Origin of the sequence: Acidovorax radicis N35 (genome assembly GCF_000204195.1) — a bacterium.
Taxonomy (GTDB): domain Bacteria; phylum Pseudomonadota; class Gammaproteobacteria; order Burkholderiales; family Burkholderiaceae_C; genus Acidovorax; species Acidovorax radicis.
Genome location: NZ_AFBG01000024.1, coordinates 1 through 17773, shown reverse-complemented (window position 1 = coordinate 17773; position 17773 = coordinate 1). Strand labels below are relative to the sequence as shown.

General features: G+C 64.3%; 16 protein-coding genes and 2 pseudogenes. 15 read left to right on the top strand and 3 right to left on the bottom strand.

What is annotated here, in order from left to right:
- Positions 1 to 40: 40 nt before the first annotated feature.
- Positions 41 to 625, bottom strand: a complete 585-nt coding sequence (locus ARADN35_RS0123315; RefSeq protein WP_029414339.1) for a YqiA/YcfP family alpha/beta fold hydrolase — start codon at positions 623 to 625, stop codon at positions 41 to 43.
- Between the two features lie 110 nt (positions 626 to 735).
- Between ARADN35_RS0123315 and ARADN35_RS0123310 the strand changes: the two genes are divergently transcribed.
- From ARADN35_RS0123310 to ARADN35_RS0123280, 7 genes are all read left to right on the top strand, one after another.
- Complete coding sequence (locus ARADN35_RS0123310) at positions 736 to 3174, top strand: serine/threonine protein kinase (RefSeq protein WP_029414338.1); 2439 nt, start codon at positions 736 to 738, stop codon at positions 3172 to 3174.
- Between the two features lie 57 nt (positions 3175 to 3231).
- On the top strand, positions 3232 to 4404 hold the full coding sequence (gene rodA, locus ARADN35_RS0123305) for a rod shape-determining protein RodA (RefSeq protein ID WP_010466462.1): 1173 nt from the start codon (positions 3232 to 3234) through the stop codon (positions 4402 to 4404).
- A gap of 134 nt (positions 4405 to 4538) precedes the next feature.
- Positions 4539 to 4877, top strand: coding sequence for a YegP family protein (locus tag ARADN35_RS0123300; RefSeq protein WP_010466461.1), 339 nt, complete (start codon positions 4539 to 4541; stop codon positions 4875 to 4877).
- An 81-nt stretch (positions 4878 to 4958) separates the two neighbouring features.
- Positions 4959 to 6443, top strand: a complete 1485-nt coding sequence (gene tldD / locus ARADN35_RS0123295; RefSeq protein ID WP_010466460.1) for a metalloprotease TldD — start codon at positions 4959 to 4961, stop codon at positions 6441 to 6443.
- Between the two features lie 119 nt (positions 6444 to 6562).
- Positions 6563 to 7102, top strand: coding sequence for a hypothetical protein (locus ARADN35_RS0123290; RefSeq protein WP_010466459.1), 540 nt, complete (start codon positions 6563 to 6565; stop codon positions 7100 to 7102).
- A gap of 300 nt (positions 7103 to 7402) precedes the next feature.
- Positions 7403 to 8524 carry a 3-deoxy-7-phosphoheptulonate synthase gene (locus tag ARADN35_RS0123285; protein ID WP_010466458.1) on the top strand — a complete coding sequence of 374 codons (1122 nt, stop codon included), beginning with the start codon at positions 7403 to 7405 and terminating at the stop codon, positions 8522 to 8524.
- A 101-nt stretch (positions 8525 to 8625) separates the two neighbouring features.
- Positions 8626 to 8937 (top strand): hypothetical protein, encoded by a 312-nt coding sequence (locus tag ARADN35_RS0123280; RefSeq protein ID WP_010466457.1) that lies wholly within the window; start codon positions 8626 to 8628, stop codon positions 8935 to 8937.
- Between the two features lie 48 nt (positions 8938 to 8985).
- Here the strand turns inward: ARADN35_RS0123280 and mpl are convergent, their stop codons facing one another.
- The gene (gene mpl, locus ARADN35_RS0123275; RefSeq protein ID WP_010466456.1) at positions 8986 to 10410 is read right to left on the bottom strand and encodes a UDP-N-acetylmuramate:L-alanyl-gamma-D-glutamyl-meso-diaminopimelate ligase; all 1425 of its coding nucleotides are present in this window, start codon (positions 10408 to 10410) and stop codon (positions 8986 to 8988) included.
- 174 nt (positions 10411 to 10584) lie between these two features.
- Between mpl and ARADN35_RS0123270 the strand changes: the two genes are divergently transcribed.
- From ARADN35_RS0123270 to ARADN35_RS0123235, 8 genes and pseudogenes are all read left to right on the top strand, one after another.
- A complete protein-coding gene (locus ARADN35_RS0123270; protein ID WP_029414336.1) occupies positions 10585 to 11184 on the top strand; it encodes a hypothetical protein in 600 nt (199 codons plus the stop codon).
- Positions 11181 to 11762: a TlpA family protein disulfide reductase gene (locus ARADN35_RS0123265; RefSeq protein WP_010466454.1), complete on the top strand. Its 582-nt coding sequence runs from the start codon at positions 11181 to 11183 to the stop codon at positions 11760 to 11762. The genes ARADN35_RS0123270 and ARADN35_RS0123265 overlap by 4 nt, the downstream gene beginning before the upstream one ends.
- Before the next feature lie 235 nt (positions 11763 to 11997).
- The gene (gene accB / locus ARADN35_RS0123260; RefSeq protein WP_010466453.1) at positions 11998 to 12444 is read left to right on the top strand and encodes an acetyl-CoA carboxylase biotin carboxyl carrier protein; all 447 of its coding nucleotides are present in this window, start codon (positions 11998 to 12000) and stop codon (positions 12442 to 12444) included.
- A gap of 7 nt (positions 12445 to 12451) precedes the next feature.
- On the top strand, positions 12452 to 13801 hold the full coding sequence (gene accC / locus ARADN35_RS0123255) for an acetyl-CoA carboxylase biotin carboxylase subunit (RefSeq protein WP_010466452.1): 1350 nt from the start codon (positions 12452 to 12454) through the stop codon (positions 13799 to 13801).
- Positions 13802 to 13877: 76 nt separating this feature from the next.
- Positions 13878 to 14780: a 50S ribosomal protein L11 methyltransferase gene (gene prmA / locus ARADN35_RS0123250; RefSeq protein WP_010466451.1), complete on the top strand. Its 903-nt coding sequence runs from the start codon at positions 13878 to 13880 to the stop codon at positions 14778 to 14780.
- Positions 14781 to 14836: 56 nt separating this feature from the next.
- Positions 14837 to 14902, top strand: a pseudogene (locus ARADN35_RS28830) (MJ0042-type zinc finger domain-containing protein); the annotation flags it as partial.
- A gap of 684 nt (positions 14903 to 15586) precedes the next feature.
- Positions 15587 to 16408, top strand: coding sequence for a DUF3426 domain-containing protein (locus ARADN35_RS28620; RefSeq protein ID WP_010466450.1), 822 nt, complete (start codon positions 15587 to 15589; stop codon positions 16406 to 16408).
- Positions 16409 to 16435: 27 nt separating this feature from the next.
- Positions 16436 to 17332, top strand: coding sequence for a carbohydrate kinase family protein (locus ARADN35_RS0123235; RefSeq protein WP_010466449.1), 897 nt, complete (start codon positions 16436 to 16438; stop codon positions 17330 to 17332).
- Positions 17333 to 17470: 138 nt separating this feature from the next.
- On the opposite strand, the pseudogene ARADN35_RS0123230 reads toward ARADN35_RS0123235, so the two are convergent.
- Positions 17471 to 17773: pseudogene (locus ARADN35_RS0123230) on the bottom strand (histone); the annotation flags it as partial.

The window sequence follows — 17773 nt, the reverse complement described above, 5'->3', positions numbered from 1 at the left end:
CAGCTTCTGATGCGCTGGTGCCCCTGGCGCCTGGGCGATGTCAGGCCAGGTCGAGGAACTCCGTCACCTGGGGCAGGTAGTCGCTGAAATTGGCGAGGGCGTGCTCTCCGCCTTCTTGCACCACCAGCCGTGCTTGCGGGTAGCGCGCCACCATTTCACGCCAGTCCAGCACCTCGTCGCCCTTGGCAATGATGGCCATCTCCGGCGCGGCGGGTGGCTGGCCCGTGGTGTCGAGCGCGCGCAGCTCGTCAATATATTCAGGCTGGAAGTAAAACCGCTCGGCCGGGTCGTGCCAGGCGGTCTGCTCGCCGATGTACCGCGCGAGGTCGCGCGCCGGGTGCACGGCTGGATTGAGCATGACGCTGGGGCAGCCCTTGTGCCGCGCCACCCAGCTGGCGTAAAAGCCGCCGAGCGACGAGCCGATCACCGCCATCGCGCTGCCGGGCCACAGGGCAATGCCTTGCGCCACCAGGTCCATCGCTGCCTTGGGGGATGGGGGCAGCTGGGGGCACCAGAAGGTGACGCCAGGGTGGCGCCGCGCCACATGCGCGGCCATCTGCCGGGCCTTGGCAGACTGGGGCGAAGAGCGAAAACCGTGCAGGTACAGAAGGTGGGTGGTGGTCATGGATGGGGAAAACGACAAGGCAGGGGAATCACTGCTGCAAAGGGGATGGCCGGGACATAAGATGCATGGCATGGGCGCCACGCGGTGCGCCCGCTGCCTTGATCCCCACCATGACTGATTTTGCCCCGCTTTCCACCGCCAGACGCTGGGCCCAGGGATCCGCCGACAAGCCGCCCACGTCGCTGGGCCGCTTCGAGCTGAAGAAGCTGCTGGGCCGGGGCGCCCAGGCCACGGTGTGGCTGGCGCTGGACCCGCGCCTGCAGCGCGAGGTGGCCATCAAGCTCATGCGCCCCGTGGAGGACCAGGACCCGTCGGTGCTCGAACACTGGCTGCGCGAGGCGCGGCATGTGGGGCGTCTTGCGCACCCCTTCATCGTGCCGGTGTTCGAGGCCGATGTGCAGGGCCGCCAGCCCTACATCGTCTTCGAGTACGTGCCAGGCAAGACCCTGGCCGAACACCTGGCGCAGCAGGGGCGCTGCACGCCGCACGACGCGGTGGCGCTGATGGTGGACGTGCTGGATGGTCTGCAGGCAGCGCACCAGGCCGGCATCGTGCACCGCGACCTCAAGCCTTCCAACATCATGATCGACACCCAGCGCCACGCCCGGGTCATGGACTTTGGCATGGCGGCACCGGTGCAGGCCGCGCCGGATTCACAGCTGGCCAGTGGCACCCCGGCGTACCTCGCGCCCGAGGCGGCTGCCGGGGAGGCCCCCGCGCCGGCCATGGATGTGTATTCGGCCGCCCTGGTGCTGGTGGAGATGCTCACGGGCCAGCCGCTGATCCACCAGAAAGACACCTGGCAGGCGCTGTACCGCATTGCCAACGAAACCCTGGTGCTGCCCGAAGACCTCGGGCCGGGTGTGGATGACGGCCTGAGGGCCGTTTTGCAACGTGCGATGGCGCGCGAGCCGGGCCAGCGCTACCCGTCGGCGGCGGAGTTCCGCGATGCCTTGCGTGCCTGGGCCGCACCCGCCAGCGCGCCCACGGCGGCCAGCAACGCCACACTGGATTTCCTGCTGCGGCGCATGCGCCACAAGAGCGACTTTCCGGCGCTGTCGGACTCGGTGGCCCGTATCCAGCGCGTGGCCAACTCGGAGGACGACAGCATCAGCGATCTCACGCACGAGATCCTCAAGGACGTGGCGCTCACCAACAAGCTGCTGCGCCTGGTCAACAGCGTGCATTTTGCGCATGCGGGCCGGGGCACCATCAGCACCGTGTCGCGGGCCGTGAGCCTGGTGGGCTTCAACGCCGTGCGCAACATGGCGCTCAGCCTGGTGCTGCTGGACCACATGCAGGATAAGGCCCACGCCAGCCAGATGCGCGAGGAATTCCTGCGCGCCATGATGGCAGGGTCGGTGGCTGCTGAGCTGTGCGAGCCCGGTCAGGCGGCCGAAGAGGCCTTCATTGGCGCGATGTTCCAGAACCTGGGCCGCATGTTGTGCGAGTTCTACTTTCCGGAAGAGGCGCGGCAGGTGCGCTCCCTGCTGGCGTCTGGCCGTGTGGAGGGGGGCGAAGAGTCGGCCGCGCTCCAGGTGCTGGGCCTGGGGTTCGAGGACCTGGGAGTGGGCGTGGCCCGCGTCTGGGGTCTGCCCGAAAGCCTGCAGCGCTGCATGCGCAAGCCCATGGGCTCGCCCATGCAACGCGCGCCGGAGCAGGGCGTGGAGCGCCTGCGGTGGGTGGCGATGGCGGCCAATGAGGTGGCCAGCACCCTGCTGCTCGGCGAGGCGGCGTCGCTGGAGTCGCGCCTGGGGCAGATCGGCACACGCTATTCCCGCACGCTGGCGCTGTCCGCCGCCGCTATTTCCGAGGCCACCTTGCGTGCCCGCCACAAGCTCGTGGCGCTGGCCGAGGCGCTGGACCTGCGCGTGGACCCCGGGACGCCTGCCGCACGGCTGCTGCAACTGCCTCCGGCCGCCGGTACCGGGCCCGCGCAGGACGACGCGCTGGGGTCGCACGAGTTGCGGGCCAGCGAAACCCAGCCCCTGCCAGCGGTGCTCGAATCGCAGGCCAGTGGTGTGGTGTCGGTTGCGCAGGTCAATGAGGTGCTGGCAGCGGGCATCCAGGACATCACCAACGCCATGGTCGAGAGTTTTCAGCTCAATGACGTGTTGCGCATGATCCTGGAGACCATGTTCCGCGCGCTGGGGTTTCGGCGCATGGTGTTTTGCCTGCGCGAGGCGCGCACCGACATGCTGACCGGCCGCTTTGGCCTGGGCGAGGGCAGCGAAGCCGCCGTGCGCGCCATGAAAGTCCCGCTCAAGGCGCCGGGCGACCTGTTTGCGGCCGTCTGCCTGCGCGGCGCAGACACGCTCATCAACGATGCGACAGAGCCCAGGATGCAGGCCCGCCTGCCCGAGTGGTACCGCACGGGGCTCAATGCCCCGTCGTTCCTGCTGCTTCCGTTGCAGATCAAGGGCCAGACGTTTGCACTCATCTATGCCGACCAGTCCACGGCCGGGGGCATCGTGGTGGATGACAAGGCCCTGGGCCTGCTGCGCACCCTGCGCAACCAGGCCGTGATGGCGTTCCGCCAGGCGGGATGACGACCGCCGGGCGCGGGTTCTGGTGCAGGGGGGGCCCAGCACACCGATAATCTCGCGATGGCCGTTGTTTTTGAAAAGCCCTCGCTCGCCCAGCGTTTTCTTCCCCTGTTCCGCGGGTTCGACCTGCCGCTTATCCTGGTGGTGCTGCTGCTCGCCTGCGCCGGGTTGGTGGCCATGTATTCCTCGGGCTACGACCATGGGACGCGCTTTTCCGACCATGGGCGCAACATGCTCATAGCGGGCGCCATCCTGTTCATGGTGGCCCAGGTGCCGCCGCAGAAAATCATGGTATTTGCCGTACCACTGTATGCGGCCGGAGTGGCGCTGCTTTTTGCGGTGGCGCTGTTCGGCATCACCAAAAAAGGTGCAACGCGCTGGGTCAATGTAGGCATCGTCATCCAGCCGAGCGAGATCCTGAAAATCGCCATGCCTCTGATGCTGGCCTGGTGGTTCCAGAAGCGCGAGGGCACCCTGCGCCCGCTCGATTTTGCGGCGGCGGGGCTGCTGCTGGCCATTCCGGTGGGGCTGATCATGAAGCAGCCGGACCTGGGAACCTCGCTGCTGGTTCTGGCCGCAGGGCTGTCGGTGATATTTTTTGCAGGCCTGTCGTGGAAGTTGATCTTGCCGCCCGTGCTGATTGGCGGCGCAGGCATCTTCACGCTGGTGCTGCTGGGCGACCAGCTGTGCGCAGACGGCGTGCGCTGGGTGGTGCTGCACGACTACCAGCAGCAGCGCATCTGTACCTTGCTCGACCCCACGCGCGACCCGCTGGGCAAGGGGTTTCACATCATCCAGGGCATGATCGCCATCGGCTCCGGGGGGGTGTGGGGCAAGGGATTCATGGCCGGCACGCAGACGCACCTGGAGTTCATTCCCGAGCGCACCACCGACTTCATCTTTGCCGCCTTCTCCGAAGAGTTCGGGTTGGCAGGCAACCTTTTTCTGCTGGTCTGCTTCCTGATGCTCGTCTGGCGTGGCCTGGCCATCGCCGCAGGTGCCACCAGCCTGTTCGGGCGCTTGATGGCCGGGGCGGTCTCGATGATCTTCTTCACCTATGCCTTCGTGAACATGGGCATGGTCAGCGGCATCCTGCCCGTGGTGGGTGTGCCGCTGCCTTTCATCAGCTACGGCGGCACTGCCATGGTGACCCTGGGCCTGGCGCTGGGCATCCTGATGTCGGTGGCCCGGGCGCAGAAGCAGGACCCCAAGGACGCTCGGCCCGCGCTGTAAGGCCGTGCTTGCGATTCCCTGGGGATCGTGAACAGGTTCTAGGGTCTCTGTCCAGGCGTTGCGCGCGTGGCGGCAAGAGGGTACAAACCTGCAGGCCAACTGTGCCTTGGCCCATGCAACCGGAGGGATTCCCTATGGCGGCGAAGTTCGAGCTGAAGAAGTCGAAGAACGATAAATTTGTCTTCAACCTGCTGGCCACCAATGGCCAGGTCATCCTGACCAGCGAGCTGTATGAATCACGGGCCAGCGCGCTGAATGGCATTGAATCCGTGCGCAAGAACGCCCCGGACGATGGCCGCTTTGGGCGCCTGAGCGCCAAGGACGGATCGCCCTATTTCACGCTCAAGGCGGGCAATGGCCAGGTCATCGGGCAAAGCCAGATGTACTCCGGTGCCAAGGCGCGCGATGCAGGCATCGAGTCTGTGCAAACCCACGCGCCACAAGCCGTCCTGGATGATCAGGCGGCAGCCTGACGCCGCGGCCGGTTGCGCGGCGGCATAGGGGCATGTGCCCCCTTGTGCCGCGGGGCGGGGCTGCGCGCCTAAAATGCCCCGATGACTTTCCGCTCCACCACTGCCGCGCCCCAGCGTGCGGCCACCAGCCAGCGCATTGATGTCGCTCGCGAATTGCTGTTGACCCCGTTTGGGCTTGATGAAAGCCATCTGGCGCGGGCCCTGGCCGAGATCCGGACCCACCAGGTGGACGACGCCGACCTGTACTTCCAGTACACGCGCAGCGAAGGGTGGAGCCTGGAAGAGGGCATTGTCAAAACGGGCTCCTTCAGCATTGATCAGGGCGTGGGTGTGCGCGCGGTCAGCGGCGAGAAGACGGCGTTTGCCTACTCGGACGACATTTCAGAGGCGTCCTTGCTGGACGCAGCCCGCACTGTGCGCTCTATTTCGGCAGTAGCGCAGGCTGGTAAGGTGCGAGTAGCTCCTAAAAAGGTAGCGGCTGGCCGCAGTCTCTATCCAGGTGTGGACCCGATTGCATCGCTCGACAGCACGGCCAAGGTGGCCTTGCTGGAAAAGCTGGAGCAGCGCGCCCGCGCCAAGGACCCGCGTGTTGCGCAGGTCATGGCGGGGCTGGCCAGTGAATACGATGTGGTGCTGGTGGCCCGGGCCGATGGCACGCTGGCGGCCGACGTGCGCCCGCTGGTGCGGCTGTCGGTCACCGTGATCGCCGAGCAAAACGGCCGGCGCGAGATGGGCTCTGCCGGTGGTGGCGGTCGTTTTGGCCTGGCCTACTTCGACGACGAGCAAATGGGCAAATACGTGGACGAGGCGGTGAATGCTGCCCTAGTCAACCTCGAGTCGCGCCCTGCTCCTGCGGGTGAGATGACCGTGGTGCTAGGCTCGGGCTGGCCCGGTATCCTGTTGCACGAAGCCATTGGCCACGGACTGGAAGGGGACTTCAATCGCAAGGGCTCCAGCGCCTTCAGCGGCCGCATCGGCCAGCGGGTGGCGGCCAAGGGTGTGACGGTACTGGATGACGGCACGATTGCCGATCGCCGGGGTTCGCTCAATGTGGACGACGAAGGCCATGCCAGCCAGCGCAACGTGCTGATCGAGGACGGCATCTTGAAGGGCTACATCCAGGACTCGCTCAACGCGCGCTTGATGGGCGTGGCCCCCACCGGCAACGGTCGGCGCGAGAGTTATGCCCATATCCCCATGCCGCGCATGACCAACACCTACATGCTGGGCGGCGACAAGGACCCTGCCGAGATCATCGCCAGCATCAAGAAGGGGCTGTACGCCAGCAACTTCGGCGGCGGGCAGGTAGACATCACCTCGGGCAAGTTCGTGTTCTCGGCCAGTGAGGCCTATTGGGTCGAGAACGGCAAGATCCAGTATCCCGTGAAGGGCGCCACCATCATCGGCAGTGGCCCTGAGTCGCTCAAGAAGGTCACCATGATCGGCAACGACATGCGCCTAGACAGCGGCGTAGGCACCTGCGGCAAGGAAGGCCAGAGCGTGCCCGTGGGCGTGGGCCAGCCCACGCTGCGCATCGAGGGGCTGACGGTGGGTGGAACGGCCTGACGACCGGCAACGGTGTTCTTGCTCGGGGCAACACGCTGGCTGTTGCTTGCTTCCACCAACTTCAGCCTTGTGCGGCGCACAAAGGGCATCGCACAGGCCTTGGCAGCGCAAAATGGCGTATGCCCGCTACGCGCCCCAGTCAGCTACTGACCCTTCAATCATTTGGAGACATCAGCCGCTTTCTGCGCGAAGGCGTGGCCGACGAGGAGTCTCGTCAACTGCGTGATAGCCTGAGCGCGCTGTCAACGCAGATCGACGAGGCAGTGCGCACCCGTCGCACCACTACCGACACCACCGCCATCACCCGGCGTGTGCTGGCCTTGTCGCATTGCGCCCGCGAGCACCAGTTGTTCCTGACGGGTCTGGGCTCGGCCTGGCACGCGTTGTACGAGTTTGGTGCCTACCAGCGCGCGCTGAGGGAGTTGCGCAATGCGATCACGGACTGGCAGCAGATGCTGGAGCGGCGCAGCCCGAAGGAAAGTGCGAGCTTCGACCAGTTCGAACTTCTCGCCTGGCGCACGCTGGGCGAGGCATTGCTGCTCATTGACATGTATGAGCACCAGAGCGATCCGCCCAGCGACCTGCAGGATGCCGCGCCGCCGCGCAAGCAGTCTGCGTTGCAGCGCGTGCGTGCCTGGTTTCATCGCTGGCGGCGTTGAACCTCTGCGGTGAACGCTGGGGGTTGAGAGGGCTTGTTCAAGCCCCTCCCGTATCGCAAAAACAACAATCCAGGGTTGCTGCACTGCCGCACTCCTGTGCTACATTGCTTTCCATGCAAGTTCGCAGCGCGTTTTATTTTTGGTTTTTTATCTCGGTCCCCGGCGGATGAGAGGAAAACGCGCAAGCAAACACAACCTCCCCATACCAACCGCCGACGCTGCAAAGCCCGGCGGTTTTTGTTTTTCTGTCCTCCCGTTTTTCCATCCCTCCCACTACTTTTACTCCACGAGGAAGCAACCATGACGGCCCCCACCACCCCGACCAGCGATGCCTGGTACCGCAGCGTCGAGAAAACCAGCCAGACCGACGACGAACGTATCAAGGACATCACCGTGTTGCCTCCTCCCGAGCATCTGATCCGCTTTTTCCCGATCCGCGGAACGCCGGTCGAGACGCTGATCACCCAGACCCGCAAGAACATCCACAACATCATGGCCGGCAAGGATGACCGCCTGCTGGTCATCATCGGCCCGTGCTCCATCCACGACCCGGCTGCCGCTGTCGAGTACGCACGCCGTCTCATGGCTGCGCGCGCGCAGTACGCCGACACCCTGGAAATCGTGATGCGCGTGTACTTCGAGAAGCCACGCACCACGGTGGGCTGGAAGGGCCTCATCAACGACCCGTACCTCGACGAAAGCTACCGCATCGATGAAGGCCTGCGCATTGCACGCCAGCTGCTGATCGAGATCAACCGCCTGGGCATGCCCGCCGGTAGCGAGTTCCTTGACGTGATCTCGCCCCAGTACATCGGCGACCTGATCAGCTGGGGCGCCATTGGCGCCCGGACCACCGAAAGCCAGGTGCACCGCGAGCTGGCCTCCGGCATCTCGGCCCCCATCGGCTTCAAGAACGGCACCGACGGCAACATCCGCATTGCCACCGACGCCATCCAGTCGGCCAGCCGGGGCCACCACTTCCTGTCGGTGCACAAGAACGGCCAGGTAGCCATCGTCAACACCAAGGGCAACAAGGACTGCCACGTGATCCTGCGTGGTGGCAAGACGCCCAACTACGACGCCGCCAGCGTGGCCGCCGCCTGCAAGGACCTCGAAGCCGCCAAGCTGCCCGCTACCCTGATGGTGGACTGCAGCCATGCCAACAGCAGCAAACAGCATGAAAAGCAGCTTGAAGTGGCGCGCGACATTGCCTCGCAGCTCGCAGGCGGCTCGCGCAGTGTGTTCGGCCTCATGATCGAGAGCCACCTCACAGCCGGTGCCCAGAAGTTCTCACCGGGCAAGGACCTGCCCGGCGCGCTGGAGTACGGCAAGAGCATCACGGACGCCTGCCTGGGCTGGGACGATTCGCTGACGGCGTTGGCTGAACTGTCCGACGCTGTGAAGGCCCGCCGCGCGCGGTGATCTGCGCCGGTTGCAGGAGGCCCTAAACTGGAAACCCGTGGCGGGCCGTGCAAGGGAGCACGGCAGTCGCCGCCACGGTTTCAGAAGAAAGGCAAACCATCATGCACAGCGAAGTGTCGGTCCGTCTGGCCGGAAACCAGGAATTCCGTTTTGATCTGGAGGGCGCCGAGCCCATGGGCCACGAGGCTGGCAGGCGCTGGCTGGATGATCAGTTCACCGCGCTCGACTGCGAACCCCTGCGCGCCAGCGGCAAGGTGCTGCTGGCGGACAAGGTTCTCACCGTGGCCCGCGCTGCGGGGGCCTCGTTGCTGGCCGACCCGGTATGGTCCCGCGACTTTGCGCGTGCTGCCAGTGCGGCACTTGCCAAGCCGGTAGTGCGCGTGGACGTACCGGGTATGGCGGTATCGTTCTGATTTTTAGGAGAAATCAGGCTCTAGCGCTTTTCAGATAAGCGCAAGCAGCTATTTATTTTGTAGCGATTCCAGCAACTTGGCGTGAATGCCGCCAAACCCCCCGTTGCTCATGCACACGATGTGGTCACCTGGGCGGGCTGCTGCGGTGACCTGTTGCACCAGGGTGTCGATGTCGGCAGCGGTTTGTGCTCGCAGGCCCGGGCCCACGCCCAGAGGGGCAAGGGCTTGCGCAGCGTCCCAGTCCAGCCCGGCGGTGTGGCAGAACGCGAGGTCGGCAGGCTCCAGCGCCCACGGCAGCTGGGCCTTCATGGCCCCCAGCTTCATGGTGTTGCTGCGGGGCTCGAACACCGCCAGGATGCGCACGCCCTGGCCCAGGCTGCGGCGCAGGCCGTCCAGCGTGGTTCTTAGGGCCGTGGGATGGTGGGCGAAGTCGTCGTACACCGCAATGCCATTCACCGTGCCGCGCAGCTCCATGCGCCGCTTCACATTCTGAAAGGTCGCCAGTGCCGTGGCGGCGTGCTCAGGGCGCACGCCCACATGGTGGGCGGCCGCAATGGCCGCCAGTGCGTTGAGCTGGTTGTGCACGCCGGTCAGCGCCCACTCCACCCGGGCGGCCTTGCGCCCCTGGTGCAGCACGTCGAATGCCTGGGGGTCGCCTTGTGCCGAAAAGTCGCTGACGGCTTCGCCGAAGCTGGCCACTTCGCTCCAGCAGCCCGTGTGCAGCACGCGGGTGAGGCTTTCTTCGAGACCGTTGACCACCACACGGCCCGATGGCGGCACCGTGCGCACGAGGTGGTGAAACTGCCGCTCGATGGCGGCCAGGTCGTCAAAGATGTCTGCGTGGTCGAACTCCAGGTTGTTCAGCACCGCAGTGCGAGGGCGGTAGTGCACAAACTTGCTGCGCTTGTCGAAGAAGGCGGTGTCGTATTCGTCCGCCTCGATCACGAACAGCGGCGCAGCGCCCTGCGGCGAACTGCCGGGCGATGGTCGCCGGGGCGCTCCAAGGCGGGCCGATACGCCGAAGTTCAGGGGGACTCCGCCAATCAAAAAGCCCGGTTGCTGCCCGGCACTTTCCAGGATCCAGGCCAGCATCGAGGTCGTCGTCGTCTTGCCGTGCGTGCCGGCAACCGCCAGGACATGGCGGCCCTGCAGCACATGCTCGGCCAGCCACTGGGGGCCGCTGGTGTAGGGCAGGCCCGCGTCCAGGATGGCTTCCATCAACGGAAATTTGGGCGAACCGTCGGGCAGGCGGACGCGGCTGACCACGTTTCCAATCACGAACATGTCGGGCTGCAGGGCCAGTTGGTCGGCGCCGAAACCTTCGATCAGGTCGATGCCCAGGGCCCGCAACTGGTCGCTCATTGGCGGGTAAACGCCGGCGTCGCAACCCGTCACCTTGTGGCCCGCTTCGCGCGCGAGGGCGGCCAGGCCACCCATGAACGTGCCGCAGATGCCCAGTATGTGTATATGCATGGGCGCAGATTCTAAGGTTCAATACAAAACAAGCCCCCAGCGCTTGATGGGTAAGCGCGAAGAGCTATGAAAAATATAGTGACCCTCGGGATGCCTGGGGGTAACCCGTGGTTCGGTTCAGTGCTTCAGGCCACAATGCAGTTTCATTCCCTGTTGCGACTTTCCTTGACCGCCATGCACACACCTTTGAGCGACGAAATCGCCCACACCACGGCCCGGCTGGTGGTGGAGGAGGGGCTGGAATGGGGCCCGGCCAAGCGCCGTGCGCTGCGCCAGATGGGCCTGCCTGCCCGTACTCCACTCCCGGACAACGACCAGGTCGAGGCCGCAGTGCGGGAGTACATCGAGCTTTTTTGTGCCGATACGCAGCCGCGCGAACTGCGGGCACTGCGCCAGCTGGCCCTGGTGTGGATGGAGCGCATGGCGGCCTTCCGCCCCCACCTGGCAGGTGCTGTCTGGCATGGCACGGCCACACGGCTGTCCGATATTTATGTGCAATTGTTCTGCGATGACCCTAAATCGGCAGAAATAGCACTGATCGATCACCATGTGGACTACGAGCCGCGCACGGTCACCGGTTTTCATGGCGAGTCGGTCGAGGCATTGAGCCTGGGCAGCAAGTCGCCTGAACTCAATGAGATGATCGGGGTGCACCTGATGATCTACGACCTCGATGACCTGCGCGGCGCCCTTCGTCCGGACGCTAAAGGGCGTGTGCCGCGAGGCGACATGACCGCTGTTCGGCGCCTGCTCCAGGAAGCCCCTGCCCCATGACATCCCATTCCGATCGCCCTGAATCCCTCTCTGCAGCCCGTGATGCACAACCGTCTGCCGCGCGCCGGCGCCTGCTGTATGCAGGGGTGGCGGGCGCAGCAGCGTTGGGTGGCGCAGGCCTGGCATGGTGGAAGTTCCAGCCCCATGCGATGGAGCAAGGGGTGGAAGATGCGCTCTGGACGATGGAGTTCGAAAAGCCTGAAGGGGGCGTGGTGGCGCTGAAGGCACTGGCAGGCAAGCCGTTGCTGCTGAATTTCTGGGCCACTTGGTGTCCACCCTGTGTGGAAGAGCTGCCCATGCTCAATGCCTTCTATCGCCAACAGGCGCCGAACGGGTGGCAAGTTCTGGGATTGGCCATCGACCAGCCTTCTGCCGTGCGCAAGTTCTTGCAGCGCATTCCCCTGGAATTCCCGGTGGGCCTTGCCGGACTGGGCGGCACCGACCTCGGCCGATCGCTGGGCAACCTCACGGGAGGGCTTCCGTTTACCGTGGTGCTCGGAGGGAATGGGCGCGTCCTGCACCGTAAAATGGGGCAAGTCACCGCGCAAGATCTCCAGCTGTGGGCCCCCTTGCGCTGACCGGCCAAGCCTCCCATTCCGGCATTTTTGCAGGGGCCGGCCGCGTATGGGCATGATGTAGTTCATCAAAAATACCTGTGGAAGACGGAGATAGGCTGAAATTGGAGTAAATTCGCGCCCTATTCAGTCATGACTTGCGCAAAGCAGGGCTAGGCAAGCGGTTCGCCCCGGGGCGAGGCGGTTGTTGCGTCCGATGTGCGTAAGCCCTATCAGTTTTATAGCCGTTGGAGCTCCCATGGATCTGCGAAAACTCAAAACCCTCATCGATCTCGTGTCCGAGTCGAACGTATCTGAACTCGAAATCACGGAAGCCGAGGGCAAAGTCCGCATCGTCAAGAGCGTTGGTGGCGTGGTTCAGCAGTACGTTCCCGCCCCGATGCAGGCGCCTGCGGCTCCCGCACCTGCAGCCGCCCAGGTCGCTGAACTGCCCGCACCCGCAGCCCCTGCAGGCCACATTGTCAAATCGCCGATGGTGGGTACGTTCTACCGTTCCTCCAGCCCGGGCGCCAAGGCCTTTGTGGAAGTGGGCAGCCAGGTCAAAGAAGGCGAGACCATCTGCATCATCGAGGCCATGAAGATCCTGAACGAGATCGAGGCCGACAAGTCGGGCACGGTCACCCGCATCCTGGGCGAAAACGGCCAGGCCGTGGAATACGGACAGCCGCTGTTCGTGATCGAATAAGGCGCTCATGTTCAAGAAGATTCTTGTAGCCAATCGCGGCGAAATCGCCCTGCGAATCCAGCGCGCCTGCCATGAACTGGGCGTGAAGGCGGTGATGGTCTACTCCGAGGCCGACCGCGACGCCAAGTACGTCAAGCTGGCGGAAGAAGCGGTGTGCATCGGCCCTGCGCCGTCCCCGCTGTCCTACCTCAACATGCCGGCCATCATCTCGGCTGCCGAAGTGACCGACGCGGAGGCCATCCACCCCGGCTACGGCTTCCTGTCCGAGAACGCCGACTTTGCCGAGCGCGTGGAAAAGAGCGGGTTTCAGTTCATCGGCCCCACGCCGGACAACATTCGCACGATGGGCGACAAGGTCTCGGCCAAGCAGGCCATGATCCGCGCGGGCGTGCCCTGCGTGCCCGGCTCCGAAGGCGAGTTGCCCGACGACCCGGTCCAGATCCGCCGCATCGCCAAGGCCGTGGGCTACCCCGTGATCATCAAGGCCGCCGGCGGCGGTGGTGGCCGCGGCATGCGCGTGGTGCACACCGAAGCCGCCCTGGTCAATGCCGTGCAGATGACCAAGGCCGAAGCGGGCGCTGCGTTCGGCAATCCTGCGGTGTACATGGAGAAGTTCCTCCAGAACCCGCGCCACATCGAGATCCAGATCCTGGCCGACAAGCACCGCAACGCGGTGTACCTGGGCGAGCGCGACTGCTCCATGCAGCGCCGCCACCAGAAGGTGATCGAAGAGGCGCCGGCTCCGGGCATTCCCCGCAAGCTAATCGAAAAGATCGGCGAGCGCTGCGTGGCCGCCTGCAAGAAGATCGGCTACCGCGGTGCGGGCACGTTCGAGTTCCTGTACGAGAACGGCGAGTTCTACTTCATCGAGATGAACACCCGGGTGCAGGTGGAACACCCCGTGACCGAGTGGATCACCGGCGTGGACATCGTAAAGACGCAGATCATGGTCGCGGCGGGCGAGAAGCTGCCGTTCACCCAGCGCCAGATCGAGATCCGCGGCCATGCCATCGAGTGCCGGATCAACGCGGAAGACCCTTACAAGTTCGTCCCATCCCCCGGACGCATCACCACCTGGCATCCACCGGGCGGCCCGGGCGTGCGGGTGGATTCGCATGCGTACACCAACTACTTTGTGCCGCCCAACTACGACTCGATGATCGGCAAGATCATCGTGCACGGCGACACGCGCGAGCAGGCCCTGGCCCGCATGCGCACGGCGCTGAACGAGACGGTTATCGAAGGCATCAACACCAACGTGCCTCTGCACCGCGAGCTGATGGTGGACGCCAAGTTCATGGCCGGTGGCACCAACATCCATTACCTGGAAGAGTGGCTGTCTCAGCACAAGCGCTGAAATCGTATTGCGCAGTCATTCACATGCTGGCTCCTGGCAACGGGTGCCAGCATTTCACTTTTTCTGAGAGGCTTCTATGTTTGAGCTGAGTCTGATGTGTCCCGAGGACCGGATCGAAGCGGTCAGCGATGCGCTGGATGCGCTGGATGCGCTGAGCGTGTCGGTGGAGGATGCCGATGCCCAGACCGACGCCGAGCAGGCCTTGTTTGGCGAGCCCGGCATGCCTCCGCCCAAGGATGGTTGGCAGCGCAGCCGGGTGGTGGCGCTTTTTCCGTCAGAGGTGGCTGCACGGGAGGCGCAGCAACTTCTGACCGTGCAGGACTTTTTTGCGGGCTGCCAGGTGCTGGGGGTTGCCCATGTGCCCGAGCAGGACTGGGTGCGGCTTACACAATCGCAGTTTGCGCCCGTGGATATCACGCCGGATTTCTGGATTGTTCCTTCTTGGCATGAATTGCCGGCCCAGGCAAAGCGCAGCATCCGGCTGGACCCAGGTCTGGCCTTTGGCACCGGCACCCATCCTACGACCCGCATGTGCCTGCGCTGGATTGCCCGCAATGGCGCAACCGAACCCTCCATGGGCAATCCACTGGGCCGGGTTCTGGACTATGGCTGCGGTTCCGGCATCCTCGCCATTGGCGCGGCCAAGTTTGGAGCCATGGACATTGATGCGGTCGATATTGACCCTGCGGCCGTCGAGTCCACTGCGCTGAATGCGCAGGCCAATGAAGTGCAGCTCCATGCGGGCCTGCCCGACAAGGTGCGGGGCGAATACCAGACGGTGCTGGCGAACATTCTTGCCACTCCCCTTCGCGTGCTTGCGCCCCTGCTCTGCAGCTATGTCGCACCCGGAGGGCATCTGGTTCTGGCAGGCATTCTCGATCGCCAGGCCAATGAGCTGAAAGAGGCTTACGCTCCCTGGCTTCAGCTGGATGTCGCGGATGCAGAAGATGGCTGGATCTTGATGACGGCCCGTCGCTGAGACAGGGAAGACGCCCGCCTCTGCGGGATCGCACGCGCCTCTACAATCCATCGCTGATGAGCCAGATCACTCGCTGCCCGTCCTGCGCTACCTCATTCAAGGTGGTGGCGGACCAATTGCGCATCTCACAAGGGTGGGTGCGTTGTGGTCAATGCAAAGAGGTTTTTGATGCTTCGGCGCACTTGCTTCCTGCAGCTCCTCCGGCACTGTTGCCGGATGTCTCGCTGGCCGACATTCGGCCGCCACTTGCCCCCGTAGCGCGCAAGGCGGAGGCTGGGCGGGCCTGGGGTGAGCCACCACCCTCGCAGCCGCCGGCTTCCCCACCCTTGGGGGGGCGGCCTGGGGTCGCAGATGCCGCAGCGTTCTCTTTTTCCCCCGTGAGTGTTCCCTCCGAGGCGGCTGGGGGGTATTCGGAGGTGCATACGCCTGTGGGATCCCCTGTGCTGGAGGTGCCTCAGCCTGCGGTGCCCGCATTTCTCTCCGCAGCGGGTGGGGTGGTCGCTTCTGGTGAAAATTCTGGTGTGGGCCATCTCGTGCCATTTGCCTGGCGGTCGGACACAGCATTCAACGTGCCTGCAACTGGTAGGGGGGGCACAGCGTTGCAGGGCGATTCCCCGCCCCCGGTGGTTTTTGCGGGGACGGCTGTCGGTGGCCATGGGCCCTCGTCGGAGGCGGTACAAATGCGGGTCGCCTCTCCTCCTTCGCCAGCTGCTGTGCGGGGTGTGGGCCATGGAGAGCCAGGTTACGAGCTGCCCTTTGCCGCTCTGCGAGACGCCGAGGATGGAGCCCCTGATTCGGTGGCGCCTGTGGCGCTGACCCCGATGGGCTATCCGGCGCTGGAGTTGCCCATCAAGCCGCCGGTCGTTCCTTTGCAAGACACGGAGCCGGACCATGGTGCCCCGGCGACGCCGTCTGCGGCGAAGGGGGTGACAGAGCCCCTGCCGCCGGTGGATTTTTCGCAGTCGCCTGAGATCACGGAGTTTGAGCCAGAGGCACTCGCGCTGGTCGAAGACCATTCACCGGCAACCGTGTTGCAGGCACCTTCCCGCAAGCCCTCTTCAGCCCGGGAGAGGGCGGACCCTGCCGACGAAGATGAAGGCCTGGACGCCGGACAAGAGGTCAGCTTTGTGGTCGCTGCGCGGCGCAAGGCGTTCTGGCGCAAACCGATGGTGCGCGTGGTGCTTGCCGTGCTGCTTCTGTTGTCTGTAGTGGGGCTTGGGCTGCAGGTCGCCGTCCAGGAACGTGATCGCCTTGCAGCAATGGATGTTCGAACAAGGCCGTGGTTGATGGCGCTGTGCGCTTCCCTGCGGTGCGAAATTGCGCCGCAGCGCGAGATTGCGGATGTGGTCATCGACAGTTCCTCGTTCAACAAGGCCAGGGGTGACAGCTATCAACTTGCCCTGACCATGAAGAGCAAGTCATCGACACCTTTGGCGATGCCTGCCGTCGAGTTGACGTTGACCGATGCGCAGGACCAGCCTGTGCTTCGGCGCGTGCTGCTGCCGACCGACATGGGGGCTCCGATGGAACTGCCTGCACGTGGTGAGTGGAGCGCGTCGGTGTCCGTGCTCGTGACCACTGGAGGCGCGCGCGTCGCGGGCTATCGGTTGCTGGCGTTCTATCCCTGATATTTTTTACCAACCTACCTTTCTGATATGGCTGCCCTCATTTGCGGTTCTCTGGCGTTCGACACCATCATGACCTTCGAGGGGCGTTTTGCCGAGCAGATACTGCCTGACCAATTGCACATCCTGAACGTCTCTTTCCTGGTGCCTTCGTTGCGACGTGACTTTGGAGGCTGCGCGGGCAACATCGCGTACAGCCTCAAACTGCTGGGCGGTGAACCGTTGCCGATGGCCATGCTAGGGAGTGATGGCTCTGAATATCTGCAGCGCCTGGAGTCGCTCGGTATCAGCGCGCGACATGTAGGGCAGGTGCAGGACACCTATACCGCACAAGCAATGATCATGACCGACCGTGACAACAATCAGATCACGGCATTCCACCCCGGCGCGATGATGCAGGCGCATTTGAATCGTATTGATGCCAATGCGGGTGTGAGGGTGGGGATCGTTGCTCCAGATGGGCGTGATGCCATGCTGGAGCATGCCGCCCAATTCGTAGCGGCGGGTATTCCTTTTGTGTTTGATCCAGGCCAGGGCCTGCCCATGTTCAATGGGGAAGAGCTGGCGCAGTTTGTTGGTCAAGCGTCCTGGGTGGCGGTCAATGACTATGAGGGGAAAATGCTTTGCGACCGCACGGGTTGGACCCTTGCCGAGATCTCGCGCAAGGTGCTGGGGCTGGTGGTCACGCTGGGCGCAGAAGGTTGCGAGGTGTGGGTCGACGGAGAGAAAACCCATGTGCCACCGGTGGTGCCAGCCCAGGTGGTGGACCCCACGGGGTGTGGTGATGCCTGGCGCGGTGCGTTGTTGTTTGGCCTGGAAAAGGGTTGGCCGCTGGTTCGTTGTGCCGAATTGGGCAACCGGGTAGGTGCCCTCAAGATCGCGCAGCGAGGCCCGCAGAACTACACACTGGATTTCACCCCCGGGTAGCCTTGCGCTTTGGCGAGGTTGCGGAAACGCAGTGAGGCATGGGTTGCGGATGCTGTGCTGCGTGTGGCGCACAAGATATCGACAGGCATAAAAAAACCCGGTGCATAGGCACCGGGTTGAGCGTGTGATACGCCAGGATTAGGGCTTGTTGCCCGTGGGGAAAGGCCAGGCCGCCTGAGGGTTCAGGGTGGTCTGGGCTGCTGGAGCGGCAGCAGCAGGGGCAGGGGCCTTGGGGGCCTTCTTGGCCGGTGCCGCTTTCTTTGCAGGAGCCTTTGCGGGGGCTGCCTTCTTGGCGGTTGCTGCCTTCTTGGCGGGAGCGGCCTTCTTTGCCGGTGCTGCTGCCTTCTTGGCAGGTGCGGCCTTCTTTGCTGCTACTGCCTTCTTGGCGGGAGCGGCCTTCTTTGCCGGTGCTGCTGCCTTCTTGGCGGGTGCAGCCTTCTT

What these genes read in the sequence shown, in the direction of transcription:
- ARADN35_RS0123315 (WP_029414339.1), bottom strand. Translation starts at nt 625, where the DNA reads ATGACCACCACCCACCTTCTGTACCTGCACGGTTTTCGCTCTTCGCCC.
- ARADN35_RS0123310 (WP_029414338.1), top strand. Translation starts at nt 736, where the DNA reads ATGACTGATTTTGCCCCGCTTTCCACCGCCAGACGCTGGGCCCAGGGA.
- rodA (WP_010466462.1), top strand. Translation starts at nt 3,232, where the DNA reads ATGGCCGTTGTTTTTGAAAAGCCCTCGCTCGCCCAGCGTTTTCTTCCC.
- ARADN35_RS0123300 (WP_010466461.1), top strand. Translation starts at nt 4,539, where the DNA reads ATGGCGGCGAAGTTCGAGCTGAAGAAGTCGAAGAACGATAAATTTGTC.
- tldD (WP_010466460.1), top strand. Translation starts at nt 4,959, where the DNA reads ATGACTTTCCGCTCCACCACTGCCGCGCCCCAGCGTGCGGCCACCAGC.
- ARADN35_RS0123290 (WP_010466459.1), top strand. Translation starts at nt 6,563, where the DNA reads ATGCCCGCTACGCGCCCCAGTCAGCTACTGACCCTTCAATCATTTGGA.
- ARADN35_RS0123285 (WP_010466458.1), top strand. Translation starts at nt 7,403, where the DNA reads ATGACGGCCCCCACCACCCCGACCAGCGATGCCTGGTACCGCAGCGTC.
- ARADN35_RS0123280 (WP_010466457.1), top strand. Translation starts at nt 8,626, where the DNA reads ATGCACAGCGAAGTGTCGGTCCGTCTGGCCGGAAACCAGGAATTCCGT.
- mpl (WP_010466456.1), bottom strand. Translation starts at nt 10,410, where the DNA reads ATGCATATACACATACTGGGCATCTGCGGCACGTTCATGGGTGGCCTG.
- ARADN35_RS0123270 (WP_029414336.1), top strand. Translation starts at nt 10,585, where the DNA reads ATGCACACACCTTTGAGCGACGAAATCGCCCACACCACGGCCCGGCTG.
- ARADN35_RS0123265 (WP_010466454.1), top strand. Translation starts at nt 11,181, where the DNA reads ATGACATCCCATTCCGATCGCCCTGAATCCCTCTCTGCAGCCCGTGAT.
- accB (WP_010466453.1), top strand. Translation starts at nt 11,998, where the DNA reads ATGGATCTGCGAAAACTCAAAACCCTCATCGATCTCGTGTCCGAGTCG.
- accC (WP_010466452.1), top strand. Translation starts at nt 12,452, where the DNA reads ATGTTCAAGAAGATTCTTGTAGCCAATCGCGGCGAAATCGCCCTGCGA.
- prmA (WP_010466451.1), top strand. Translation starts at nt 13,878, where the DNA reads ATGTTTGAGCTGAGTCTGATGTGTCCCGAGGACCGGATCGAAGCGGTC.
- ARADN35_RS0123235 (WP_010466449.1), top strand. Translation starts at nt 16,436, where the DNA reads ATGGCTGCCCTCATTTGCGGTTCTCTGGCGTTCGACACCATCATGACC.